The following is a 23,056-nucleotide window of genomic DNA, read 5'->3' as shown; positions in this document are numbered from 1 at the left end:
GGGTGATCAGGTTCCCATCATGGTGGATGTTCCATGGCTGTGTGGGCCTCATTCGTTGTAGGGGAGTTGGTTCGGGTGGTTGCCTTCGAGGATCACGTGCGGGCCAGGCCGGCCATGTACTTCGGGGTCGGGCGGCACAGTCCCGAGCTTCCCACCGAGGTGCTTCAGCGGGTGGTCTGGGACGCACTGCACCACGGCGACGGCACTCACGGACGGATCAGTGTCGAGATCACCGCCGACCTCGGCTTCACCGTGGAGGACAACCGACGCCACAGCGTGGACGAGCAGGGAAGGCCGCTTCCCGGATTCTTTGATTCCCTGCTCGACAAGGAGCGACGGGTTCCCGCCGCGGCTGCCGCACTCAGTGTCCGTACGGTTGTCGAGGTCTGGCTGGACGGCCGGGGCTACCGCCAGGAGCTCGCCGGGACGACGCCGACGGGCGCCTGGGAAGAGTGCACGGCGTCCGAGCCGTACGGAACCAGGGTCACGTTCTGGCTGGACCCCTCCTACTGCGGCGCCGGCGAAGCCATCGCCTGGGCTCTGCGCCCCGAAGAATTGCATGGGGAATCCTGCGCGGCGCATCCCTCGATCACGACGTTTCCGATGCACGATCTTCGCTCCGGAGCCGAAGAGCTCAGCTAGAAGGCAACCGGATGCCCGGGTTCCGGAAGTTGATCCCGACGGGGGGCGTGCTCCGGAGGCAGGTGGCTACGCGCTCCGGTGCCGTGACCAACGGGCGAACAGCCTTCGTCTCTCGGGACGTTGGGCCGTGAACGCCGTCTGGGGGATACCCAGCGCACCGAGCCGTGACATGAGCTGAACCTCTTGCTGTGCGGTGACAGCGATCCACAGGGCTGTGCCCGTGTCGGCCGTGCTGAAGATCTCCTGACCGTGTCGCCACGCCTCGGCATGGATTGTGAAGGGGGCCAAGGCCAGAAGCACGTCGAACTGCGCGTCGTCGTGGACGGCGACGTCAATCGCCATGCCGGGATCGGCCTCGGCCGACCGGACGCCCTCGGTCAACTGGCTCTTGGCCATCGACAACGCGCGTTCGTACGCCGGGATAACGTCCTGCGGCCACGCGATATCGCTGTAGGCGTCGACGTGAGCGGTCTCGATGCTGTCCCGCAGGACACGAAGCGCCTCACGGTGGGCGCTGACCACGTCTGCGGCCTCCAGGTCGCCTCGGAGGAACAGTTCTCTACGTGGCTCAACGGCTTCGCTGATCATGTGGCTCAGCCTGTCACGTGCCGATGCCGTCCGTAGGAAGAAGGTTCGCCCTTTCCCGGGCCGGGACGCCGCCGCACCCTATGTGACCTGCACGCATGCGGATCACACAGGGTGCGGCGGCACCTGTACCCGGCTATCTCACCCGGCGCCGGCCGGAACCGGTCCTCGGGGCTGGTTGATGTGGGCCGTCAGAAGGTGGGAGTCGAGCAGCGAGGCATCTGCCATTCGGTCGGCCCGTGCGTAGCCGGCCAGCATGCGTTTGGTCAGGACGAGGGCCTCCGGCGAGCGCCGGACGAGGGGCCTCGTCCAGGCAGCGACGACCTCGTCCAGCCGGTCGAGCGGGGCGGTCTTGTGGAGGAGGCCGAGCCGGTGGGCGGTGTCCGCGTCGAACACATCGCAGGTGAGCATGAGTTCGCGGATGCGGGCGGCGCCGGCCTCGGAGACCAGACGGCCCATCGCTCCTCCCCAGGCGGGTGGGAGTCCGATGCCGACCTCCGGCATACGGAAGCGGCAGGTGTCCGCGCCCGCGCGCAGGTCGCAGAACGAGGCGAGCGCGAGCCCGGCGCCGATCACGCGGCCGTGGAGCCGGGCGATGGTGACCGCGTGGGTGCTTTCCAGTGCCTGGCACAGGCGGTGGGCCTTGTCCGCGATGCGTCGCAGTCCGGCTCCGGTCGGGTCCGCGAGGAGCGTCTCCTGGTACTCGGTGCGGTCGGCGCCCAGGCAGAAGTCCGCGCCCATGGACGACAGCGTCAGGATGCGGATGTCCGGGCGTTCGTGGAGGTCGTCGAGCAGGAGGAGGAGATCGTCGAGGACGGCGACGCCCAGTGTGTCGTCCTGCTCCCACGGATTGAGGCGGACATGGAGTACGGGGCCGTCCTGCTCGACGCGTATCGCCTTGCCGGGGGGGCTGGGGAGATTACGGGCTGTTTCGGTCATGCGAAGGCGACATCCAGATTCAGCAGGCGCCGGAACGCCACCCGGGGAGCCATCGCCGGGCGGCGCACGAGCGTGAGGCGGGGAAGGCGCCGTATGAGCTGTCGGAGAAGGATCTGCGCCTCCAGCCGGGCCAGCGGCGCACCGAGGCAGTAGTGGATGCCTCCGCTGAAGGCGAGGTGGGCCGGCTTGCGCAGGGGATCGAACCGGTGAGGGTCACTGTGCCTGGCCGGGTCCCGGTGTGCCGCTCCCACCATGAGGTGGACCATTTCGTCCTTGCGTATCTCTAAACCGCCCAGGACGCAGTCCTCGCCGGCGACCCTGCTGATGACATGGGTGGGCGGGTCGTAACGCAACGTTTCTTCCACGAACGCGGACACCAGGTCGGGGTGGTCGGCGACCATGTCCCAGCGTTCCGGGCTCTCGACGAGCAGAAGTGTCATGGTCGTGAGGAGTGTCGCGGTGGTTTCCAGGGCAGCCAGGAGAACGAACAGAACCAGGAAGTAGACCGCCTCGTCGGCCTTGTCCTGGTCGGGTTCCATGGAGTCCCACGTCTGTATCCAGCGGGACACGGGGTCCTCACCGGGGTGGGCGCGCCGGTCACTCACCAGAGCCATGAAATAGGCACGCAGTTCGGCGGTGGCCGTATCCGATCCGGCCAGCTGGCTCGCCGAGGGAAGCAGTTCCTGGGTGAAGACCTGATCGTGGGTCAACTGCCGCAGGCGAGGCCAGTCGGCGGCGGGGATCCCGAGCCAGTCGCCGATGGTGGCGACCGGCAGTTCCTCGCCCACCAGGGCCGCGAAGTCCGCCTCCCCTTCGCGCAACTGCTCCGCCAGGGAGTCCAGAAGCTGATCCGTCGTCCGGGTCACGGTCCGGCCGATCCGCTCCACGGCGGCCCGGTCGAACGTGCCGGCCGCCCGGCGCACCCGCGTGTGGTCCGGGGGATTGAGCGCGGCCAGCGTGTTGCTCATCTCCTGCGAGGAGGAAGCGTTCCAGCGCGTGCCCGAACCCTGCCGCTCGCGCCACCGCTTGTCGGGCTCCAGCCAGTCACGGCTGCGCAGCACCTGATCGCAGACGGCGAAGCTCGTCACGATGGAGCCTCCCCAGGGGGCGAGGCTGACATCGCCCCTCGACAGCAACTCGTCGTATATCGGGAAGGGGTCGGCCTGCCCCCTTGCCGTCCGTAGACGGGAGAAGAGGGAGGCGGACGCCCTGCGGTCATACGACGGAGTCGTGATAACTCCCATGTGGCGGCTCCTTTCTGAGAACCAGCCGCCATGCATACCCACAAGATCGTTGAAGCATCCAATTACACAGGAGTCACGAGAGGTTACTTAAATCACTCCCCTCTCGTCCACGCCAGGAAGCGGCTGAACATGCCCCCCTTGTGCTGCGGCGCCGCAGAGGTCGTCGGCCGGGACGACCGGGCGGCGGGTGTCGACTGCTGGGACGCCTGGGCCTGCGGACGGGCCGGCTCGGCAGCTGCCGACGACACCGCTCGCGGGGTGAAGCGGACCGGGAGGGTCACCAGCGAGCGGCTCCACGGAGTCGGCGCCCAGGTGAGCGTCTTGAACGGAACGCGCATCTCGACGTCGGGCAGCCGGTTGAGGAGAGTCTCGACGGCGGTGACCGCGATCATGAACGCCGGGTCCTTGGCGGGACACGCGTGGGGGCCCGCGCCGAAGGCCAGATGCGCCTTGGCGCTGAGCTGCTGGCGGTGCTCGGTCAGTTTCGGGTCGGTGTTGGCCGCGGCGAAGGAGACCAGCACCGGGTCGTTGGCCCGGAGCAGCCTGCCGCCCAGTTCGACGTCGTGAGTCGGGTAGTGGGCCGCGTAGTTGGCGATCGGTGCGTAGTTCCACAGACTCTGGGCGATGGCGTCCTCGACCGGCAGTCCGGTCTGCCATTCATCGCCGAGGTACAGCGCGCTGCTGGTTCCTATGGCAGCGGTAAGAGGTGCGGTGCCACCGGAGAGCAGCGTCACGAGCTGGTGCAGCACCTCTTCGTCGGTCAGCTGGGCCGAGTGCTCCATCAGACGCGTCGTCAGGTCCGCTGCGGGGCGGCGCCGTTTCAGAGCGATGAGCTCGGTGAGCGCACCCCCGAGCACCTCGTCGGACCCGGGGGTCCCCTCGAAGATGCCGCTGATCCCGGCGATCACGCGGTCACCGATCTCGGGCGGGCAGCCGAACAGGTCGCTGAACACCAGCAGCGGCAGCGGCTGGGCGTACTCGGCAATCAGCTCCGCCTGGCCACGGGGCTCGGAGCTGAAGCGGCTGATCAGGTAGTCCGCGGACTGCTGTGTCTGCCTGACGAGCTGGAGCTCGTTGACCGTGGCGAGGCTGTCCGTGACCGCCTGGCGCAGGCGGGCATGCGCCGCGCCGTCGCTGAACAGCGCGTTGGGGCGGTAGCTCATCATCGGCAGGGCCGGGCTGTCCGCCGGGACGCGCCCTTCGTTCAGCGCGTTCCAGCGGCGGGAGTCGCGGACGAAGGACGCGGGGTTCTGCAGGACGTACAGGGCGGCGTCATAGCTGGTGATCAGCTCCACCTGGACATCCGGGGCGATGTCCACGGGCGCGCTCGGGCCGAACGAACGCAGATGCGCGTAGTGGCCGTCGGGGTCGGCTCCGAACGAGGGGCCGTACAGCTGGACGTTCCCATGTGCGGGGCATCCGGGGGGTATCTCCTGTGCGTCAAGCGGCTGTTGCATTCCGGCGCTCCTAGCCGAGTAGGGACATGAGATGTTTGACGAGGGTGATGAGTGCCTGCGCCGAGGTGTTCTCGTCGCGTACGTCGCACTTCACGACGGGGGTGTCGGCAGTCAGGTTCAGCGCCTCGCGGACTTCGTCGAGCGGGTAGTCCGTGGTGCCCTCGAAGTGATTGACGCCGATGGCGTACGTCAGGCCGAAGCTCTCGACCAGGTCCAGGACAGGGAAGGACTCGTGCAGCCGCTCGGGGTCGACGAGGACGAGCGCGCCGAGCGCGCCCCGGGACAGTTCCTCCCACATCTCCTTGAAACGTTCCTGGCCGGGCGTTCCGAAGAGGTAGAGGACCAGCGTGTCACTGAGGGTGAGGCGGCCGAAGTCCATGGCCACGGTGGTGGTCTTCTTGTGAGGAGTACCCGACAGGTCGTCGAAACCCTCGCTGGCCTCGGTGATCTCCTCTTCGGTCCGCAGTGGCTCGATCTCGGAGAGACTTCCGATGCAGGTGGTCTTCCCGACCCCGAAGTGCCCCACTATGAGGATCTTCACCGCATGGGAGACGTCTGGATCCAGGTACACGCGTTACGCTCCGAATCGATTCTTCAGGCCTTCGAGTACGGCGCTGACCAGTTCTCTGTCGACACGCTCGGCGCGCGGTATCGGCCTTCTCACGAGGATGAGGCTGTCCTCCTCCAGCTGCGCCAGCAGGATGCGCACGATGCCCAGCGGCAGGTGCGTATGGCCGGCCACCTCGGCCACGGACAGGAAGCCGTCGGCGACCAGGTCCATGACCTGGCCCGCTTCCGGAGAAAGCGTGCGCGCCGCGGCCGTCGCGTCCTGTGCCGCCATGACGAGCGTGGTGTGTTCGTACTCGTGGTCCGGGGGCAGCGCCCGTCCGTTCGTGATCACGAAGAGGGGCACTAACGGGGATGTCAGTTCCAGCTCCTGCTCGGGTTCGTCAGGCATGGCCTGCCCCCTCTCCTTGCGCTGCCGACGTGGTCAGTTTCGGGATCACTTCGTGCAGACGCGTGGTGAACTCTTCGATGTCGCAGTCGTGTTCGGCAGCGGCAGCCAGGAAGGCCCCGGTACCGGCCGCGATCAGGAAGATCCAGCCGTGCTGGAACTCGATGACCGTCTGCCGCCACTCGGCGCCCTCCAGCACACCCGCGAACTGCGAGGTGACCCTGCTGTAGGCGTGGATGCCCGTCATGGCCGCGGAGATCGTGTCCGCCAGATCCCTGTTCAGCCCGCTGGTCGCCCCGCGGGGCAGTCCGTCGGCCCCCAGCAGTACGGCGTGACGGGCACCCCGCACATCGGCGATCACCTGGTCGAGGTCGGCGAGCACGAACCCCGGGGCGCCCGCGCTCTCACGCCGGGCCGCGCCGGTGCTGCGCGTACCCGCGTCGTCCTCCGCGTTCACCCGCGGCGGCGAGGTGAGGTTGTTGCCCAGCCGGGCGACGAGGCGGTGCATACGGAAGGAGATCTGCTGCATGTCCACATCGGGCGCTGCGGCGGCGGCCAGATACGCACCCTGCCCTGCTCCGATCAGGAAGCTCCACCCGTGGGAGAACTCGATGATCGTCTGATTCCACTGCCGGTCCTCCTCAGGTCCGGCGAAGTGAGCCGTGGCCCGGCTGAGCGACTGCATCCCGGCCATGGCGGCGGAGATCGTACGCACCTCTTTCTCGGCGAGGCCCTTCGTGGCCCCACGAGGAAGGCCGTCCGCGGACAGCAGGACGGCGTGCCGTGCCCGGGGCACGTTGTGCACGATGTCCTCGAGCATCCACGACAGGTCGGCGGTCATGCGTCTTCGGACCCTTCGAGCGACGTGGCATCAAGGTTTCGGCCGGACAGCGTGCCGCGCTGAAAGGCACCCAGGCTGCGTCCGGAGGTACGGCCCGTCCCCTCGGGAGCCCGGGGCGCCGACGGCGTGGCCTCGGGGTCTGGCACGCTCGCTATGGGTGCCTGGCGGGCTCCGCGCTTCGGCAGACCGTGCGTCGTACGCGTCGTCCCGGTCTGGGGCCGTCCTTCGGCACGCAGGATGCTGCTGACGGGGGCCTCCTGGGCCGGCGGCGTCTCCTCCATGGTCCACAGCTCCTCGGGCAGCAGGACGACGGCCCGGACGCCGCCGTACCGGGAGACTCCGGTGACATCCACCCTGAAGCCGTACTGACGCGCGATCAGGCCGATCACAGGGAAACCGAACTTCGGCTGGTTGCCGAGCTGCGACAGCCGGGAAACGACATCGCCGGACAGCAGCTCGGTCGCCCGCTGCCGGTCCTCGTCGTTCATGCTCACACCGGCGTCGTCGATGACGATGCACAGGTTGTTCTGGACCCGCTGGAACGTCACCTCGATCGGTGCGTCCTGCTGGGAGAAGCTGGCGGCGTTGTCGAGCAGTTCGGCCACGGCGAGGGCCACGGGTGCGACCGCGGACGCCTTCAGCGCGAGACCGGTCTGCTGCATGATGGCGACGCGGTGGAAGTTACGGATCTGCCCCTGGGCGCTGCGCACCACGTCGTAGACGCTGGCGGGCCTGTTGCGGCGGCCGAGCGGCGCACCGCACATGACCGCGATGCCCTGCGCCTTGCGCGCCATCTGGGCGTTGGCGTGGTTCACCTCCAGCAGGTCGCTGAGCACGGCGTGGCCGCCGTACTTGCGCTGTATGCCGTCCAGGAGGGTCGTCTGCTCCGCCGCGAGACTCTGCAGGAAGCTGGCGGCACCCTTGAGGACCGCCTTGGTGTTCTCCTCGGCCGCTTCCTTGGCCTCCCGGAGGGTTCTGTCCTGCTCGCTCCTGAACCTCTGCAACTCGGCTCGTGAGACATGCAGTTGACTGTCCGATATGTGGAGCTGGCCCCTCAGCTCGGCCTCGGTCTGTTGCTTCTTCGCCCCTAGAGCTCTATTGCGGGCGGCGAGTGCCACGACCGCGACGACGGCTGTCGCCGCCACCGCAACCAGGCACCACACAAGTGCATCTCGAATCATGGAAACCTTTCCCGGCGCATGGCAGGCGGACGGCGACGGATACACCTCGCGAGGACTCGCGATACAGCGGCTGGGCACTGCCCAGCCGTTGTTGCGTGGAGAGCAGGCCGCCGATCGCGCATCAGCATCTGGATCGAGTGGATCAAGATCACAGATGCCCGGATGCTATCACCGGAATCTCTCCCTCAACCGAGGTCGTTCATGGCCCCGATATCGGCCAACAAGCCCTGCTTGCAAGCGTGTTGAAGAGCGTTCGCCTCCGTCGAGGCCGGTCCTCGCGTCTCCTGCTCCCGGTCCTCCAGGGTCGTTCGAGGCCTTCACAAGAGGAGTGACAATCTCTCACATGCGGTTGTGCCGTCGACAGCCGGTGTCTCCGGCAACCGCTGCCGGAAGCGCTCGGGGCGCCGGATCACCCCTGTGTGCGTCGCTCGCCCCACGGTCCACGAGGTTTATGCCGGACGGAAGTTGATAGTGGTAACCGGGGTGTGTGGAGGCGGTGAAGGAGTGATTGACACGTGAGGCCATGTCAGATCAGGCCTGGCGGCACGGGCTCCTCCGGCGGGGCGAGCAGCGGCACTTCGGGCGGTGGCGCCACGGCCGGAGGCACCTCTGTGAGCGGTGGCACCACGGTCGGTGGCATCTCCGCAGCAGGCGGCACCGGCGGCAGCCTTGCTTCCACCGGCGCGACAGTTCTGTCCATCGCCACCGCGGCGATCGGGCTCCTGACCGCCGGCTGGTACACGATGCGCCGTGTGCGCAGGACGAACGCTCCCTCCGCATAAGGGCGGTGCATACGTCGCCCGGAGGGTGAGGCAGAACCACCGGGCGACATCAGGAGCCGCGCAGCGAAGCCGGCACGGCGGGTTCGGGCAGGGTGCGGAACAGCAGCCAGCTCAGTGCGGGCATCAGGGCCAGTGGCACCAGGGCGGTCTGCAGGGACGTCGCGTCGGCGATGCTGCCGATGAGGGGAGCCACCAGACCGCCGATGCTGACAGTCAGCCCGAGCGTGACCCCGCTGGCCGTGCCGACCCGGGAGGGCAGGTAGTCCTGCGCAAGCGTGACCTGGAGCGAGAACGGGACGTACAGACCGGCCGAGGTCAGCGCCACGAACAGATACAACGCCGGGCCCGGTACGAGGACCAGGCCCGCGACGGACCCGGAAGTGAGCAGGTACGACCAGCGCGCGACCGTGACCCGGTCCCAGCGGTCGGCCAGCGCACCGCCCAGCACGGAGCCCGCCGCGCCGCCGAGATAGAGCACGAACAGCGCCGCGGTGCCCGCCGCCCTGCTGCCGCCCATGCGCTCCGTGGCGTACAGCGAGATGAAGGTGCTCAGGCCGATGAAGACGATCGACCGGCACACCACGGCCAGCGACAGTTTCGCGAACGACGCCCGGTCATCGGGCCCGGCCGCCATCGTCGTACCGGTTCCGGCGGACCGACGCCGCTCCAGTGCCCGGAGCACAGGCACACACAGTGCGGTGCCGACAAGCGCCGGCAGCACCAGGAGCGGTGTCAGGCGCAGACCGCCGAGGGAGACAACGGCGGTGACCACGAGCGGAGCCACCGCGAAGCCGAGGTTGCCGCCCAACGAGAACCAGCCCATCGCGCTGTGGCTGCCCCGGCCGGCGAGCCGGGCCACCCGGGCGGACTCGGGGTGATAGGCGGCCACACCCACGCCGGACACCGCCACGAACACGAGGGTCAGCGCATAAGAGCCGCTCACCCCGCTCAGTGCGATACCCAGACCGCCCAGCAGCGTGCTGCTCGGCAGCAGCCAGGGCATCGCCCAGCGGTCGGTGAGGGCACCGAAGACCGGTTGTGCCACCGACGAGAGCAGGGAGGCGGCGAGCACGATGCCGGAGACGGCCGCATAGCTGTAGGCGCGCTCGGCGACGAAGAACGGCACCAGGGACGCCACGGCGCCCTGGTAGACGTCGACGCAGGCGTGCCCGATGGACAACAGGATGAGGGACGGATTCCTTCGCACCCCGTCATGATCGGAGCCTGACATGGTGTCGCACTTCCGATAATCTGCCAGGCGATGACGAACATCCGCCATACATCGGTCGCCCCGACCCGTACCCAGCGGCTGGCACCCGGCGCAGCGATCGACGCCCACCGGCATGACGACCACCAGATCGTCTACGCCGGGCGCGGAGTGCTGGCCGTCACCACCGGCGCGGGCTCCTGGGTCGCCCCGGCCACCCGCGCCATCTGGGTCCCCGCCGGCACCGTGCATGCCCACCAGGCCCACGGCGAACTCGAACTGCACCTCGTGGGGCTGCCCGAGACGGAGAATCCACTCGCTCTGGAGACGCCGACCGTACTCGCCGTGGGGCCGCTGCTGCGCGAACTGATCGTCGCCTATACCCGCCCCCCGGGCGATGACAACCCCGAACGGGCCCGGCTGCGCGCCGTGTTGCTCGACCAACTGCGCGCCTCGCCCCAAGAGCCACTGCACCTGCCCACACCGACCGTGCCCCTGCTGCGGGCCCTGTGCGACATCCTGTGCGCCGATCCGGCGGACAGCCGTACCCTCGCCGAACTGGGTCGTGAGGTGGGGGCGAGCGACCGCACCCTGTCCCGGTTGTTCCGCAGCGACCTCGGTATGACGTTCCCGCAGTGGCGCACCCAGTTGCGGCTCCACCAAGCGGTGGTCCTGCTGGCCGAGCACACGCCCGTCACCGCGGTCGCGCATCTCTGCGGCTGGTCGTCCGCCAGCGCGTTCATCGACGTCTTCCGCCGTACCTTCGGCCACACACCGGGCACGCACCCCACGGGCTGAGCGCCGACTCCTCGCGTGCGTGGCGGTGGTCGGGCCGGCGGCAGCCGGTGGGTCAGGACGTTCCGCGCTAAGCTGCATGCGCCCCGCGGGGGAAGTCCGGTCGAAGTCCGGCGCTGACCCGCAACGGTAGGCGGAGCCCACACAGGTCTCCGTAAGCCCGATTTCCCGCGGTGGTGATGGCTCCTGTCAATTCGCCGTGGACTGCGAGAGGTGCTGCACAGGGGCCCCGAGTCCCGGGCTGCTCCTTTGAATACGTAGGCGCACGGCCCGAGGCGAAAGAGACCCGCCCGTGGCCACATCGCTCGAACGCATACCCGCCGTGCCGCCGCGTGCCGCCCCCACCAAAGCAGGGCCCGCGCCCCCCAAGCGCGTGTCACTGCCGCTGCTCCTGACCTGCCTGTGCGTCGCGCTCCCGGTGTCCCTCGCCTTCGGCGCCGGAACCGGGGCGTCGGGGCTCTCCTGGGCAGAGGTGGTGCACTATCTCTGGGCCGGGCTCACGGGCGGACCCATAGCCCCCGACGAGGTCCCGGCGTACACCATCGTCTGGGAACTGCGCTTTCCGCGAGCCGTCCTGGCCGCGGTCGTCGGGGCAGGACTGTCGGCCATCGGCGTCGCCGTGCAGGCCATGGTCCGTAACGCCTTGGCCGACCCGTTCGTCCTCGGTATCTCCTCGGGCGCGGCCGTCGGCGCCAACGCCGTACTCATCTTCGGCGCGTTCGGCGCGTTCGGTATCTGGGCCCTGTCCTCGGCGGCCTTCGTCTCCGCCCTCCTCGCCATGGTGCTGGTGTACGCGATCGCCCGCACCGATCGCGGCCTGACCCCGCTGCGGCTTGTCCTGACGGGTACCGCGATGTACTACGGCTTCTCGGCCGTCACCACGTTCATGGTGTTCGCCGCCGAGCGCGGCGAAGCGGCACGCTCCGCGATGATGTGGCTGCTCGGCAGCCTCGGCGGAGCCACCTGGGCCTCCGTGCCGATCGCCGCGACGGCCGTGTTCGCCGGCCTCGCCCACCTCGCATGGTCGGCGCGTCGCCTGAACGCCCTCGCCATGGGCGACGAAACCGCTGCCGCGCTGGGGGTGGACGCGGGACGGCTGCGCAAGGAGCTGTTCCTCGTCTCCGCGGCCGTCACAGGGGCGGTCGTCGCGGTGAGCGGTGCGATCGGCTTCGTCGGCCTGATGGTCCCGCACGCCGCACGGATGCTGGTCGGCGCGGACCACCGCAGGCTCTTGGCCGTCGCGCCGCTCGCGGGCGCCGTCCTGCTGATCTGGGTGGACGTCCTCTCCCGCGTGGTCCTCGCACCGGCCGAGCTGCCCGTGGGCGTACTGACCGCGGTCATCGGCGTGCCGTGTTTCGTCCTGCTCATGCGCCGTCGCTCGTACACGTTCGGAGGCGCATGATGCGGATCGACATCGATGAACTGACGGTCGAGATCTCCGGCGCGCGACTTGTGGACGACGTCACGCTGCGAGCGGGCGAGGGGCAGTTCGTCGGCCTCGTCGGGCCCAACGGCAGCGGGAAGTCCACGTTGTTGCGGTGTGTCTACCGAGCCCTGCGCCCCTCGGCCGGCACAGTCCGGCTCGGCGACGAGGACCTCTACGCGATGAGTGCGCGCGAAAGCGCCCGCCGGCTCGCCGCGCTTCCCCAGGAGGCGGTCACCGAATTCGATTTCACGGTCGCCGAGGTCGTGGCGATGGGGCGGCTGCCGCACCAGCGGTCCATGGCCCGGACCACCGACGAGGACCGGCGTACGTGCGAGGCCGCCCTGGCGGGAGTCGGCGCCGGCCACCTCGCCGATCGCGGCTTTCTCACCCTTTCCGGCGGTGAGAAGCAGCGCGTTCTGATCGCCCGCGCGCTGGCTCAGCAGCCCCGAATCCTGGTGCTCGACGAGCCCACCAACCACCTGGACATCTCGCAGCAGCTTGAGGTGCTGGCGCTGGTGCGCGAGAGCGGACTGACCGTCCTCACCGCGCTGCACGATCTCAACCTCGCGGCACTCCACTGCGACCTCATCCATGTCATCGACGGCGGCCGGATCGTCGCGTCCGGCGCTCCGCACGATGTCCTCACACCCGAGTTGCTGGCCGACGTCTTCGGCGTACGGGCGCATCGCGTACCGCACCCGGAGACCGGCGCGGTACAGCTGCTTTTCGACCGCCTCCTCGCCGCGTAACCGATGTTCCAAGGAGCCCCTGTCACCATGCCGAACCCCGTACGCCCCGCCGCACTCGTGCTCGCCGCCGCTCTGGTCCTCACCGGCTGTGGAGCGGACGTCGCCTCGCAGGGCGACCGGAAGAGCGCCTCCGGAGCAGCGAGAGGCCACTACCCGGTGACCGTCGAGAACTGCGGTGAGAAGAAGACCTACGACAAGGCCCCGCAGCGCGTGGTCACCAATGACGTCGGCATCACCGAGATCATGTTCGCGCTCGAACTCGAAGACCACATGGCGGGGTACGTCATGCCCGACGACAAGGGAGATCTCACGTCCGTGCCCTGGAAGGGCGGCTACCAGAAGACCAAGTGGCTCTCGAAGGAGACGATCAACAAGGAGCTGGTCCTCGACGCCCGTGCCGATCTGGTCTTCGCGGGCTGGAACTACGGCTTCAACGAGGGGGAGGGCTTCACCCCTGCCGAGCTGCAGCGCGTGGGTATCGACTCCTACCTGCTGAGCGAGTCGTGCCGCAACGGGCAGGGCAAGGCGCGCGGGGTGATGGCGCCGCTCGACGCGCTCTACACCGACCTGCGCAACCTGGGGCGGATATTCGACGTCGAGGACCGGGCGGAAACCCTCATCACGTCGTTCCGGAAGGAGGTCGCCGCGGCGCAGGCGAAGGCGGCGGCGGGAACCGACCGCCCGCGCGTCTTCCTCTATGACGACGGCAAGGACAAGCCGCTGACCTCCGGTGCGTACGCCGGGCCGCACGACATCATCACCAAGGCGGGCGGCGACCACATCATGAAGGACCTCAAGGACAGCTGGACGACGGTGGGCTGGGAGACGGTGGTCGACCGTGACCCCGAGGTCATCGTGATCAACAACTACGGAGACACCGGCGCGGACCAGAAGCGGAAGTTCCTGAAGTCCTACAAGCCGCTCGCCAACGTCTCGGCGATCAAGAACGACCGGATCGTCGTCCTCGACTACGTGGACCTGGTGGAGAGCCCGCGCAACCCCGCGGCCATCAGCTCGCTGGCCGCGGAGCTGAGGAAGTTGGCTTCATGAACCCGGTCCGCATGCCGTCCCGCCCACGGCCACCGTCACTCAGACACGAGAGAGCTGGGCCGCCCCGAAGGAGACGTTGAAGCGGTCGCACCAGATGGTGACGCTGCTGAAACGGTCCAGGTCGATGCCGGAGGGCAGGGCGTAGTTCTGATAGCCCATGTTGCCCTTGAGCTTGCCGAGGCTCATGTGCTCTCCGTCGTCGAAGACACCCCAGCCGGCCGTTCGCGGCTCCTCCGCCGCGGGCGTACCGGCAGCTGTGGGGAACTCCTCCCGGACGGTCTCGTCCTGCCATGCCTTCCAGGGCTGGAACAGGTAGAGCCCCGCGCCCACCGCCAGTGCGGCCACGATCAAGACCCCTTGGAATACCGGTCTGCTGAACAGGCGCCTCGCACGTGCCATCGTTCTGCCTCTGTCGCGGCATACCGATTCATTACGGCGGTCCGTCACGTCCACCCACCGGCGCGCGAGCACCGGTGGGTGGGGGACGGGCGTCAGGCGCTGATGTCGTAGAGGACGAACTCCTCCCAGGCGCCGGTGATGGCGGTGGAGCGAGCGCGCAGCGCGTACTGGAGCGATCCGGTGTAGCTGTTCTCCATGGTGACGAAGAGCCCGTTCAGCGTGGACTGGAGCGCCCAGTGGCCCAGTTCCTCGTTGTGGAACACGGTGAACCGCTCCCAGCCGCTCACACTTGTGGAACGGGCGCGCAGCACGTTCTGGGCGCTGCCGGTGAAGTTCTTCTCGACGGCCACGTAGCGGTTGTTCGCCAGGGATCTCAGGGCGTACGTCTCGGTGAGCGCGTCCCACTCGAAGGCGAAGCCCTCCCAGGCGCCGCCGTACTCGGCGGAACGAGCCCGCAGCACACCGGTGTTCGGGGCGGTGTAGTTGAGCTCGGTCGCGACGAACTGTCCGTTGCGGACCGACTGCATGGCCAGGAGATCGGGCTCCTCGGCCGTGGCGGAGAGCCCGTCAGCGGTGGCGGACGGAGCCCTCAGAGCGTCTGTCTCCCCGGTGATCCGCGCCAGTTCTGCGCCGTCCACCGCTTCCCACCCGCTGGGCACCGCGGCCGGCCGGTCGGCCTGCGGGGCGGCTCCGGCCATGGGCGCGGTCGACGCGGAGGCCGCCAGCAGGGCGCTCAGAGAAAGAAGGACGGAGGTTATGCGTCGCACAGGTATTCCTTACCTTTCGTCAAACGGATTTCGGGGGCATTGCGATATCGGGACCGCGAGGGGCTTCCGGTCGCTTCCTCAGGAAATTAACGACACGCCGTCACCAGCTGCTTCACGCACGCCGACAACCATTTCTTGCGCATGGCGGAGCCATACCCGAATTTCTCCGCACCCCCGAAAACTGCGGTCAGCACCCCTCCCTGGGTGCTTCGGCAGTCGCTGCGCCACTCGGCGAAGCGGCCTCAGCGTAAGGGCGGGAGGTTATGTACGGCAATGAATTGACGGTATTTCGGGGAGTCTCGACAAACCGTCGTGCTGCATTATTGCTTCCGCAGTTTCCCGTTAAGGTCCACGAAACTCAACGTTCGTGTCGTGGTCTATGGTTCGTGACCAGGTCATTTCGAGTTCGGGCGGGCACATGGTTGCGGATGAGGGTGTGGCGTTGCTGGGCGAGGACGTTGATGACCGTACGCGCGCTTGGGTGGAGCGGCTTGTTGGCGGAGGGTGCCGCATCGACACCACCGAACGGCTGCGTGGTGGATGGACGTCGGAGATGCGGCGTCTGCGCCTCAGCGGAACGGGAGAGCCGCAGTGGCTCGTGCTGAGGTCATTCGTCAAACCCTTCTATGTGCGGCACGCGCAGGGACTGCTCACCCGAGAAGCGGACATCCTGCGCCTGCTCGGTCCGACCGGCGTACCGGTGGCCGGGTTCAGGGGAGTTGACGCGACGGCGGTGCATTGCGGCCACCCGTCGTTGCTGATGTCGCTGCTGCCCGGCAGCGTGCGGCGTCGACTGCGTGGAGAACGTCCTGGGGACCGGCCGAACCGGACGTGGCCCACTGTTCGACAGCCCTGGCGCTGCTGTACGGCGTCCAGGAGGGAATGCGGCTGGCCGATCGCTACCTGGCTTCCGGCGGCACGCTGAGCGAGGACCCCGCGGCTCACCTGTACTGGCGTGTCCTGGATGCGCTCGCGTTCGCTCCGGATGCCGACAAGGTCGCGGAGCCCTGGCGGGACCTGGGACGCGACGACCTGACTCCGGCCCTGCTCACCAGCAGGCTGGAGGAGTACGTCGAGGAGCTCTTCCATCGCTTCGGCTGACCGTTCCCACCAGGTGGGCCGGGCTGGAGACACGACACGCCCTCCGGGCGGGCAAACGGTCGGGTGCGGGGGGTGGCGGCACACTGGGCGGTCATATGAGAGGGCCTGCGCCCCCGATTCCCGTACGAAGGAGTTTGCAGTGGCACTCACCCGTGAAGAGCGCGAACAATTCCTCGCCGAGCCCCATGTCGCCGCCCTGGCCGTGGCGACGCAGGACAGTGACCGGGCTCCGCTCAGCGTGCCGGTCTGGTACCAGTACGCGGCGGGCGGCGACATCTGGGTCCTGACCGGGCGCACCTCGCGCAAGGCCGAACTGATCGGCGCGGCAGGCCGGTTCTCGCTGCTCGTCGACCGGGTGGAGCCGACGATCCGGTACGTGTCCGTCGAGGGACCCGTCACCGAGACCCGCGACGCGACGCGCGGCGACCTGGAAGAGGTGTCGGCGCGCTATCTGCCCGCCGAAAAGGTCGCCGGCTACGTCGACTTCGCCTGGGAGAACCACGGTGAGCAGGTGGTGATCCGGATGCGGCCGCAGCGCTGGGTCAGTTCGGACCTCGGCCGGATTTGAAGCCGTACTCGGTGCCCCGGGGCCTCACCGGGGCACCGGGCCGGGCCGCCGCAAGAGGCTTCGCCGAGGGCTCAGGCCGACATCACCCGCAGCACGAGTGCGGCAGCGGCCAGCAGGGCGAGGATCACCGGCGCGGCGATCTCGAAGTCCTTCGCGCGGAGATGGGTGATGACCGCGCCGATGAAGTAGAGGACGACGCCGATCGCGGCCGCCGACCCGATCACCGGCACCGCGAGGCCCACCACGAGTCCGACGGCGCCCGCGGCCTTGAGCGCGGCAAGTCGGGGGAACCAGGACCCGGGCACGCCCACCTTGCTCATCGAGGCGGTGATGGCCTCGTGGCGGGTGAAGGTCAGCGTGGCCGAGGCGCTGAGGGCGAGAGCGAGAAGGATGCCGACTATCGCGTAGGCGACGAACATGGTTACCCCAAGGTCTTCAATGATGGATGACTCTATATCGTTGAAGGCTATCAATGATTTGCCTGGGTTCACAATAGAGGCCCTGATACGGTATGGGTATGGCAGCTCAGGGCAGGGTCACCCAGCGATCGGCGGGCTCCGCCGCGTCCCCCGGCGACCCGGACTACCGCCTCGGATTCCTGCTCGCCTACCACGGCGGCATCACCGAGACGCTGATCCGCAAGGCCCTCGCCACGACCGGGCTCACGCCCAGGCATGTGATGGCCCTCCTTCAGCTCGCCGATGGGCCGGTCACACAGAAGGCGCTCATCGAGAAGCTCGACGTGGACCCGAGCGTGCTGGTCGCCCTGCTCAACGATCTCGAGGGCGACGATCTCGTACGCCGCATGCGCGACCCCGCCGATCGTCGTCGGCACATCGTGGAGATCACCCCTGAAGGGTCCTCACGCCTCCGGGCGTCGGATGTCGCACTCGACACCGTGGAGCGAGAGCTGCTCGCGGACCTGTCCGAACGTGAACTCGCCGCTCTGCGGGGCCTGCTCGGCAAGCTGCGGACCTCGCCGGAGGACTTCAGCTGCGGGGAGTGAAGGTGCTGGACTGCGCGGTGTGATGGCGCTGGTCCGTACCAAACCCTTGACAGGGCTATCACTCACTCCGTAAATCACGTAGTGAAGTAAGCGCCCCCTGGGGCGAGTTCGCTACCCGCCATCTCTCGGACCTGTCATATGCATGACATGCATACCCTTTCCCCCACCATGTTTCATGAAGGGACAGCCATGGATTCCCCGCGTCCATCCCGGCGTCTGCTGGTGTCGCTCATCTCGGTCCTCGCCCTCGCATCGCTGTCCACCGGGCTGGCCCAGGGCGCACCCCCGCCCGTGACGGAACCCTCCGCGCGTACGGCCGCAGCGGCCGCCGTGACGTTCTCCGACGAGTTCGACGGGGCCGCCGGTTCCGCCGTCGACGGTGGAAAGTGGCAGATCGAGACGGGCGACAACGTTGCCAACCACGAGCGGCAGTTCTACACCGCAGGCAACCGCAACGCCGCCCTGGACGGGCAGGGTCATCTGGTCATCACCGCCCGCCGGGAGAACCCGGACAACTACCAGTGCTGGTACGGGCGTTGCGAGTACACCTCCGCCCGGCTGAACACGGCCGGAAAGTTCACCACGACGTACGGCCGCGTCGAGGCCCGGATGAAGATTCCGCGCGGGCAGGGCATCTGGCCGGCGTTCTGGATGCTGGGCAACGACATCGGGCAGGTGGGGTGGCCGAACTCGGGCGAGATCGACATCATGGAGAACGTCGGCTTCGAGCCGTCCACCGTCCATGGCACGCTCCACGGCCCCGGCTACTCCGGCTCGGGCGGCATCGGCGCCGGCTACACCCTGCCCGGCGGCCAGGCGTTCGCGGACGCCTTCCACACCTTCACCGTCGACTGGAGCCCGAACGCGATCACCTGGTACGTCGACGGCACCGTCTACCAGCGCCGTACCCCCGCCGACCTCGGTGGGCGCCAGTGGGTCTTCGACAAGCCGTTCTTCCTGATCCTCAATCTCGCGGTCGGCGGCTACTGGCCGGGCGACCCCGACGGCAGCACGGTCTTCCCCCAGCAACTCCTGGTCGACTACGTCCGCGTGAGCACCGACACCGCCGTTCCGGGCGGCAGCGGCCCCATTACCGGCATCGGCGGCAAGTGCGTGGATGTGGCCGACGCCGACAGCGCCAACGGCACGCCCGTGCAGCTCTACGACTGCAACGGCTCCGCCGCGCAGCAGTGGAGCGTCGGAGGCGACGGCACGGTCCGCGCGCTCGGCAAGTGTCTGGACGTGGCATCGGGCGGTACGGCCGACGGCACGCGTACCCAGTTGTGGGAGTGCAACGGGAGCGCCGCTCAGCAGTGGGCCGTGCCCGCGGCCCGCGACATCGTCAACCCCCAGGCCGACAAGTGCCTCGACGCCAGCGGCGGCAGCTCAGCCAACGGCACCCGGCTGCAGATCTGGACCTGCACCGGTGCCGCCAACCAGAAGTGGACGGTGACCCGATGACCACGAGGCTCCTGAGTGGGCCCGTGGTCCGCGGCGTACTGGGCACAGCGGTCGCCGCGGCATTCCTCACCGGGCTGACCGGTGCCCCCGCGAGCGGCGCGGCGGCGGCCACCGGGCAGATCACCGGGCTCGGCGGAAAGTGCGTCGACGTCGCGTCGACGACTTCCGGACCATTTACGGCTGTGCCCAGCAACGTCACCTGGCGCGGCTGACGTTCTGGTCGGTCAACCGCGACCGGCCCTGCACCGGCGGCGGAGTCCCGCAGCCTCGCGGTGGAGACGATCGTGCGGCTGACGGTCAGCCACATTGTGCAGCCCGGTGCCTCTCCGGAGGAGTCCGCCCGCCGCATCGCGTTGATCACGGTTCGCGCCGCCCAGTACCCGCGCGCCTGACCTCCAGCCGCCCTTGGCCGATCAGTCGGTGTCGCGCGGGTCGAACGACTTGGTGTCGGTCGTCAGCGGCTCGGGAAACGCGCTGGCGACGGCGTCCCAGCGGGTGAACTTGAAGTTGGTGCCCTCCCTGTCTCCGTCCGCCGGGGTGGCCTCGCCGTCATGGGTGATCAGCAGGCCCTTCGGGAAGGCCGCACCCAGGGGGACGTTGACGACGGTGGAGCCGTCCGAGTGCTGCACACCGTCGGTGGCCGCGCTGTCGGCGACGGTGAAGGAACCGACATAGCCGTTGCCGCCCTGCCGCTCGTAGACGGCGAAGGCGTTGTCCCCCTGGCTGGAGGCGAGCACATAACCCGCGCCGTCGGCGGCGTGGTACACGGTGACACCCTCGGCGTCCGCGCTCAGGTTCTCACCACCGAAGCCGGGGTCGTCGGCGGTGTCGAGGACGCACTCCTCCTCCGCGGCGTCGTACGTCCAGGGAGTGCCGTACTCACGGACGCGGTCCATCATCTCGGGGGTCTCGAACTCCTCGTCGTCGAGCTCGATACGCCACAGCCCCACGGCCTCCTGGGCGGCGTAGAGCACGTGCTCCTCCTGGTCGACGGCCATGCCCTCGACCTGCGGGCGCTCGCCGGGGTCCGCGCAGGGCGTCCAGTCGGTGCCGTCGGGCAGCGTGAAGGCGCCGGGGAGATCCAGGGTGTCCTCGGTCCTGTAACCCACCCGGCCGCCGATGTCCTCCAGTTCGAGCAGCCGGAGCCGGCTCTCCTCGCGCTGCGACACCACGACATAGGCGTCGCCGTCGTCACTGAACGCGGCAAGGCCGTAGGACGTGCGCTGGTCGTCCACCTCGGACTCGCTCGCGGCGAAGACCGGCTTCACACCGGGAGCGGTCATGTCCTTGAGGGGCGCCCTCCCCGCCGATACGGCGGCAGGGTCGATCACGTAGGCACGTATCCGGTCGCGGCCCCGGTCGCTCACGAGCGCCAGGTCCCGCTTCTTTCCGCCCAGTTCGAAGCCGTAGACGATGTCGACGTTGTTGAACCGGCCGGGGGAGGCATCCTCGCCGGGCACCGCCGGAGCGGCGATGTGCTGGAGCCTCCTGCCGTCGAGGCCGTAGACGTCGAGCCCGGCTTCCTTGAGCGTCCCGATCGCGATGCTGCGCCCCGGGTTGTCGGGGTCGACCCAGACCGCGGGGTCGTCGGCATTGGCGTTGCCGCCGGCCTCGTCGTCGTACACGGCGGGCGTCTCCACCTGCGCGTTGACGGAAACCGGGCCGGACGCGGAAGCCCCGGTGACCATCACGAGGGAGGCGGCCAAAGCTGTCAGAGCGGAAGCGCTCACGATACTCCTCAGTAGCGTTGCGGACCTGCGAGACGCTATGGGGGTTCGGTGTGGACTGCGGAACGTCACGGTGAACCCCGGATGACCTCGTCGGCTCCGGATGTTCAGTGCCCAACTCCGTTCCGCGAAAGGCGCGTTCCCGGCCTACGGGCAGGGCAGGCACACGATGAGGTGCTTGGGCGGAACGTCTGTCCGGTTCGTTGCGGTGGCGGGGAGATAGATCCGTGCCTGCCGGCCGGTTTCGATGTCGTGGATCAGCTGCTCCAGAGCAGGGGCCGCGTGCGGGACCGGCCAATGGTGGTGGAGGGACGCCAGCGTGCGGCGAGCGCGGCGCAGCGCGCTGCCGCTGCGGCCCTGCTGATAGTCCGCGAGGGCCAGTGCGTACCGTGCGATGAGGCTGGCCCAGGTGTCGCCGCGCAGGCCCGGCTGGCTGAGAGCGCGTCGGGCGGTACGCCGGGCGGCCGTGGCACCCAGACCGGCCTGTGCGACGGCCAGGGCCGCGAGACTCACCGCCGTGGACGGGCCCGCGGGTGCGTCCACGGGGGTGGTGTCCGCCGCCTCGTGGAAGTGCTCGGCCGCGGCCGGCAGATCGCCCCGGTACAGGGCGAGCACTCCGTGGACATGGGCGATACGGCCGAGCGCGGCGTCGTCGCCCGCCACGACGGCCTCCAGCCAGGTGGTGCGCAGCAGCTCGCCCGCGGCCTGCGGGTCGTCGGGTGCGGTGAGCCACGCTGCCAGCCATCCTCCCGCCAGCGCCGCGGGGTGATCCGGCCGGGAGGCCGGCCGCAGGTGGTGCAGGCAGCGGAGTCCTAGGTCGGCGCCGCCGTCATGGACGGCCCACCAGAACCAGAGGTTGACCACGGCCTTCAGGAGCTGCGCCGCGTGTTCCGGGTGCTGCGGCAGGTGCCCCAGCATGATGGCGAGCTCTTCCCCCTCGTCGTGGACGAGTTGCACGGCCTGTGTCTGGCTTCCGGTGTTCCACAGTTCCTCGGCCGCTTCCGCCACACGCTGACAGTGCATCACGTGCCGTTCGGCGGCGACCCCGAACTCGTCGGCCTCGCGGAGCCGTTCGGCGCCGAAGTCCCGTGCGGCCGGTGTCATCCGGTACCGGGGCCGGTTCGGACCTCCCGGATCGCCTTCGGGTTCGAGGATTCCGGCCGCCGCAAGGCGGGTGAGGCAGACCGCCACCTGATGCGGGGCGACACTGCCGCCCACACAGACGAACTCGGCCGCCGCGGAGTCGAAGGAGGCCGCGAACACACTGGTACGTGCCCATACGATCCGGTCCGTCCTGTCGCAGAGCACATAGGCCGAGCCGATGGCACGGCGCAGGGACCGGTGGCGTGGCAGCGGCATCCCGGGGCCGGCCAGCCAGCCCTGGCGGCGGTGCACCAGCTCCGCCAGATCGCGTACATCGTGGTGGGCCAGCTGGTGTGCGGCCAGTTCGATGGCGAGAGGCAGTCCACCCAGGTCGCGGCAGATGTCTCTGACGGCGTCCAGATCCCCGCCCGCGGCGCCGAAATCCTCCCGTACGGCCCGCGCACTGCTCTCGAACAGCCGTACCGCCGGGGCGAGTCCGTGGTCACCCTCCACCGGGGCGGTACTCAGCGGCTTCATACGCAGCACGGCTTCGTCGCCGAGCCCCAGAGGCTGTCGCGAGGTGACCAGGACCCGCAGCTTCGGCAGGTGCTGGAGCAGCGTCTGAACCAGCCCCACACCCTCGTCGCGGACCGGATCGATATCGTCGAGGTACAGGAGCAGCTTGCGTGCGCGCAACGCCTTGATCAGATCCGCCGCACCCGCGTCCGGCCGCCGTGCGGTGCCCGTCGCAGCGTGCAGGACCGCCGCGGTCAGCTCGCCGCGCCGACCGGGCCGCGTCCGTGGCCACCGGACCCGCAGGACCTGGGTCCGCCGGCCGTGCAGCCCGGTGGTGACGAAGCCGGCCAGGGAACTCTTGCCCACACCGACCTGCCCGGCCACGGTGACCAGCCGATGGTCAAGGAGCAGGCGGCGCAACGCTGCCGTATCCGCCTCACGGCCGATCGGCCCACCGATCGGCTTCCCACTGTCGGCCGGTGGTGCACCAGCATTCTTCGGCACTCTGCTGCTCCCCGTACGGTCCCGTCGACGCCGTCGCCGCCCCGTACGGGCGTGCGATGCAGAACCGTCAC

The 23,056-nt window shown here is 68.9% G+C and carries 25 protein-coding genes, 1 pseudogene and 1 riboswitch; of the genes and pseudogenes, 12 read left to right on the top strand and 14 right to left on the bottom strand.

Translation table 11 applies throughout. The features are described 5' to 3' along the window. The first annotated feature begins 75 nt into the window (after positions 1-75). Positions 76-642, top strand: coding sequence for a hypothetical protein (locus ACFT7S_RS13040; RefSeq protein ID WP_382730543.1), 567 nt, complete (start codon positions 76-78; stop codon positions 640-642). 66 nt (positions 643-708) lie between these two features. Here the strand turns inward: ACFT7S_RS13040 and ACFT7S_RS13035 are convergent, their stop codons facing one another. The 8 genes from ACFT7S_RS13035 to ACFT7S_RS13000 all read right to left on the bottom strand — a co-directional run bounded on the left by ACFT7S_RS13035 (position 709) and on the right by ACFT7S_RS13000 (position 7,844). Further along, entirely contained in the window at positions 709-1,230 is a 522-nt protein-coding gene (locus tag ACFT7S_RS13035; RefSeq protein ID WP_382730541.1) for a hypothetical protein, read from the bottom strand. Positions 1,231-1,368: 138 nt separating this feature from the next. Then, positions 1,369-2,166: an enoyl-CoA hydratase/isomerase family protein gene (locus ACFT7S_RS13030; RefSeq protein WP_382730538.1), complete on the bottom strand. Its 798-nt coding sequence runs from the start codon at positions 2,164-2,166 to the stop codon at positions 1,369-1,371. After that, positions 2,163-3,410, bottom strand: a complete 1,248-nt coding sequence (locus tag ACFT7S_RS13025; RefSeq protein ID WP_382730535.1) for a cytochrome P450 — start codon at positions 3,408-3,410, stop codon at positions 2,163-2,165. Before ACFT7S_RS13025 ends, ACFT7S_RS13030 begins: the two co-directional genes overlap by 4 nt. A 92-nt stretch (positions 3,411-3,502) precedes the next feature. Continuing rightward, entirely contained in the window at positions 3,503-4,867 is a 1,365-nt protein-coding gene (locus tag ACFT7S_RS13020) for a cytochrome P450 (RefSeq protein WP_382730532.1), read from the bottom strand. A gap of 10 nt (positions 4,868-4,877) precedes the next feature. Continuing rightward, positions 4,878-5,438 (bottom strand): ATP/GTP-binding protein, encoded by a 561-nt coding sequence (locus ACFT7S_RS13015; RefSeq protein WP_382730530.1) that lies wholly within the window; start codon positions 5,436-5,438, stop codon positions 4,878-4,880. Between the two features lie 3 nt (positions 5,439-5,441). Continuing rightward, positions 5,442-5,825 carry a DUF742 domain-containing protein gene (locus ACFT7S_RS13010; RefSeq protein ID WP_382730527.1) on the bottom strand — a complete coding sequence of 128 codons (384 nt, stop codon included), beginning with the start codon at positions 5,823-5,825 and terminating at the stop codon, positions 5,442-5,444. After that, the gene (locus tag ACFT7S_RS13005) at positions 5,818-6,663 is read right to left on the bottom strand and encodes a roadblock/LC7 domain-containing protein (protein ID WP_382730524.1); all 846 of its coding nucleotides are present in this window, start codon (positions 6,661-6,663) and stop codon (positions 5,818-5,820) included. Before ACFT7S_RS13005 ends, ACFT7S_RS13010 begins: the two co-directional genes overlap by 8 nt. After that, on the bottom strand, positions 6,660-7,844 hold the full coding sequence (locus ACFT7S_RS13000; RefSeq protein WP_382730523.1) for an ATP-binding protein: 1,185 nt from the start codon (positions 7,842-7,844) through the stop codon (positions 6,660-6,662). Before ACFT7S_RS13000 ends, ACFT7S_RS13005 begins: the two co-directional genes overlap by 4 nt. A 515-nt stretch (positions 7,845-8,359) precedes the next feature. Between ACFT7S_RS13000 and ACFT7S_RS12995 the strand changes: the two genes are divergently transcribed. Next, positions 8,360-8,626, top strand: coding sequence for a hypothetical protein (locus tag ACFT7S_RS12995; RefSeq protein ID WP_382730520.1), 267 nt, complete (start codon positions 8,360-8,362; stop codon positions 8,624-8,626). Between the two features lie 49 nt (positions 8,627-8,675). On the opposite strand, the gene ACFT7S_RS12990 is transcribed toward ACFT7S_RS12995, so the two are convergent. Continuing rightward, positions 8,676-9,833, bottom strand: a complete 1,158-nt coding sequence (locus tag ACFT7S_RS12990) for an MFS transporter (RefSeq protein WP_382730518.1) — start codon at positions 9,831-9,833, stop codon at positions 8,676-8,678. 54 nt (positions 9,834-9,887) lie between these two features. On the opposite strand from ACFT7S_RS12990, the gene ACFT7S_RS12985 reads away from it, so the two are divergent. From ACFT7S_RS12985 to ACFT7S_RS12970, 4 genes are all read left to right on the top strand, one after another. Continuing rightward, complete coding sequence (locus ACFT7S_RS12985; protein ID WP_382730515.1) at positions 9,888-10,631, top strand: AraC family transcriptional regulator; 744 nt, start codon at positions 9,888-9,890, stop codon at positions 10,629-10,631. A gap of 57 nt (positions 10,632-10,688) precedes the next feature. Then, positions 10,689-10,819: riboswitch (cobalamin riboswitch) on the top strand. A 101-nt stretch (positions 10,820-10,920) separates the two neighbouring features. Next, positions 10,921-12,030 carry a FecCD family ABC transporter permease gene (locus ACFT7S_RS12980; RefSeq protein WP_382730512.1) on the top strand — a complete coding sequence of 370 codons (1,110 nt, stop codon included), beginning with the start codon at positions 10,921-10,923 and terminating at the stop codon, positions 12,028-12,030. Further along, complete coding sequence (locus ACFT7S_RS12975; protein ID WP_382730855.1) at positions 12,030-12,803, top strand: ABC transporter ATP-binding protein; 774 nt, start codon at positions 12,030-12,032, stop codon at positions 12,801-12,803. The genes ACFT7S_RS12980 and ACFT7S_RS12975 overlap by 1 nt, the downstream gene beginning before the upstream one ends. A gap of 27 nt (positions 12,804-12,830) precedes the next feature. After that, complete coding sequence (locus tag ACFT7S_RS12970) at positions 12,831-13,853, top strand: ABC transporter substrate-binding protein (protein ID WP_382730510.1); 1,023 nt, start codon at positions 12,831-12,833, stop codon at positions 13,851-13,853. Between the two features lie 39 nt (positions 13,854-13,892). Here the strand turns inward: ACFT7S_RS12970 and ACFT7S_RS12965 are convergent, their stop codons facing one another. Both ACFT7S_RS12965 and ACFT7S_RS12960 read right to left on the bottom strand, forming a co-directional pair. Continuing rightward, on the bottom strand, positions 13,893-14,252 hold the full coding sequence (locus ACFT7S_RS12965; RefSeq protein ID WP_382730508.1) for a DM13 domain-containing protein: 360 nt from the start codon (positions 14,250-14,252) through the stop codon (positions 13,893-13,895). 92 nt (positions 14,253-14,344) lie between these two features. Beyond that, entirely contained in the window at positions 14,345-15,010 is a 666-nt protein-coding gene (locus ACFT7S_RS12960; protein ID WP_382730852.1) for a hypothetical protein, read from the bottom strand. A gap of 427 nt (positions 15,011-15,437) precedes the next feature. Between ACFT7S_RS12960 and ACFT7S_RS12955 the strand changes: the two are divergent. Further along, positions 15,438-16,120: pseudogene (locus tag ACFT7S_RS12955) on the top strand (hypothetical protein). Positions 16,121-16,259: 139 nt separating this feature from the next. Then, positions 16,260-16,688 (top strand): pyridoxamine 5'-phosphate oxidase family protein, encoded by a 429-nt coding sequence (locus ACFT7S_RS12950; protein WP_382730505.1) that lies wholly within the window; start codon positions 16,260-16,262, stop codon positions 16,686-16,688. A gap of 71 nt (positions 16,689-16,759) precedes the next feature. On the opposite strand, the gene ACFT7S_RS12945 is transcribed toward ACFT7S_RS12950, so the two are convergent. After that, complete coding sequence (locus tag ACFT7S_RS12945) at positions 16,760-17,107, bottom strand: DoxX family protein (protein WP_382730502.1); 348 nt, start codon at positions 17,105-17,107, stop codon at positions 16,760-16,762. Between the two features lie 98 nt (positions 17,108-17,205). Between ACFT7S_RS12945 and ACFT7S_RS12940 the strand changes: the two genes are divergently transcribed. The 4 genes from ACFT7S_RS12940 (at position 17,206) to ACFT7S_RS12925 (ending at position 19,547) form a co-directional block, all read left to right on the top strand. Beyond that, complete coding sequence (locus ACFT7S_RS12940) at positions 17,206-17,694, top strand: MarR family winged helix-turn-helix transcriptional regulator (protein ID WP_382730500.1); 489 nt, start codon at positions 17,206-17,208, stop codon at positions 17,692-17,694. 189 nt (positions 17,695-17,883) lie between these two features. After that, entirely contained in the window at positions 17,884-19,155 is a 1,272-nt protein-coding gene (locus ACFT7S_RS12935) for a ricin-type beta-trefoil lectin domain protein (RefSeq protein ID WP_382730499.1), read from the top strand. Beyond that, positions 19,152-19,367 (top strand): hypothetical protein, encoded by a 216-nt coding sequence (locus ACFT7S_RS12930; RefSeq protein WP_382730496.1) that lies wholly within the window; start codon positions 19,152-19,154, stop codon positions 19,365-19,367. The genes ACFT7S_RS12935 and ACFT7S_RS12930 overlap by 4 nt, the downstream gene beginning before the upstream one ends. Before the next feature lie 60 nt (positions 19,368-19,427). Beyond that, positions 19,428-19,547: a hypothetical protein gene (locus ACFT7S_RS12925; RefSeq protein WP_382730494.1), complete on the top strand. Its 120-nt coding sequence runs from the start codon at positions 19,428-19,430 to the stop codon at positions 19,545-19,547. 21 nt (positions 19,548-19,568) lie between these two features. Here the strand turns inward: ACFT7S_RS12925 and ACFT7S_RS12920 are convergent, their stop codons facing one another. Then, positions 19,569-20,885: a phytase gene (locus ACFT7S_RS12920; protein ID WP_382730491.1), complete on the bottom strand. Its 1,317-nt coding sequence runs from the start codon at positions 20,883-20,885 to the stop codon at positions 19,569-19,571. Between the two features lie 144 nt (positions 20,886-21,029). Continuing rightward, complete coding sequence (locus tag ACFT7S_RS12915; RefSeq protein WP_382730488.1) at positions 21,030-22,985, bottom strand: ATP-binding protein; 1,956 nt, start codon at positions 22,983-22,985, stop codon at positions 21,030-21,032. Positions 22,986-23,056 lie beyond the last annotated feature (71 nt).

Origin of the sequence: Streptomyces sp. NPDC057136, from assembly GCF_042670885.1 — a bacterium.
Classification (GTDB): domain Bacteria; phylum Actinomycetota; class Actinomycetes; order Streptomycetales; family Streptomycetaceae; genus Streptomyces.
Note: the sequence above shows the minus strand (reverse complement) of the source record. Positions and strands in the feature narration are given on the sequence as shown.

What these genes read in the sequence shown, in the direction of transcription:
- ACFT7S_RS13020 (WP_382730532.1), bottom strand. Translation starts at nt 4,867, where the DNA reads ATGCAACAGCCGCTTGACGCACAGGAGATACCCCCCGGATGCCCCGCA.
- ACFT7S_RS12945 (WP_382730502.1), bottom strand. Translation starts at nt 17,107, where the DNA reads ATGTTCGTCGCCTACGCGATAGTCGGCATCCTTCTCGCTCTCGCCCTC.
- ACFT7S_RS12935 (WP_382730499.1), top strand. Translation starts at nt 17,884, where the DNA reads ATGGATTCCCCGCGTCCATCCCGGCGTCTGCTGGTGTCGCTCATCTCG.
- ACFT7S_RS12965 (WP_382730508.1), bottom strand. Translation starts at nt 14,252, where the DNA reads ATGGCACGTGCGAGGCGCCTGTTCAGCAGACCGGTATTCCAAGGGGTC.
- ACFT7S_RS12970 (WP_382730510.1), top strand. Translation starts at nt 12,831, where the DNA reads ATGCCGAACCCCGTACGCCCCGCCGCACTCGTGCTCGCCGCCGCTCTG.
- ACFT7S_RS12985 (WP_382730515.1), top strand. Translation starts at nt 9,888, where the DNA reads ATGACGAACATCCGCCATACATCGGTCGCCCCGACCCGTACCCAGCGG.
- ACFT7S_RS13005 (WP_382730524.1), bottom strand. Translation starts at nt 6,663, where the DNA reads ATGACCGCCGACCTGTCGTGGATGCTCGAGGACATCGTGCACAACGTG.
- ACFT7S_RS13035 (WP_382730541.1), bottom strand. Translation starts at nt 1,230, where the DNA reads ATGATCAGCGAAGCCGTTGAGCCACGTAGAGAACTGTTCCTCCGAGGC.
- ACFT7S_RS12975 (WP_382730855.1), top strand. Translation starts at nt 12,030, where the DNA reads ATGCGGATCGACATCGATGAACTGACGGTCGAGATCTCCGGCGCGCGA.
- ACFT7S_RS13025 (WP_382730535.1), bottom strand. Translation starts at nt 3,410, where the DNA reads ATGGGAGTTATCACGACTCCGTCGTATGACCGCAGGGCGTCCGCCTCC.
- ACFT7S_RS12940 (WP_382730500.1), top strand. Translation starts at nt 17,206, where the DNA reads ATGGCAGCTCAGGGCAGGGTCACCCAGCGATCGGCGGGCTCCGCCGCG.
- ACFT7S_RS12930 (WP_382730496.1), top strand. Translation starts at nt 19,152, where the DNA reads ATGACCACGAGGCTCCTGAGTGGGCCCGTGGTCCGCGGCGTACTGGGC.
- ACFT7S_RS13000 (WP_382730523.1), bottom strand. Translation starts at nt 7,844, where the DNA reads ATGATTCGAGATGCACTTGTGTGGTGCCTGGTTGCGGTGGCGGCGACA.
- ACFT7S_RS13030 (WP_382730538.1), bottom strand. Translation starts at nt 2,166, where the DNA reads ATGACCGAAACAGCCCGTAATCTCCCCAGCCCCCCCGGCAAGGCGATA.
- ACFT7S_RS13010 (WP_382730527.1), bottom strand. Translation starts at nt 5,825, where the DNA reads ATGCCTGACGAACCCGAGCAGGAGCTGGAACTGACATCCCCGTTAGTG.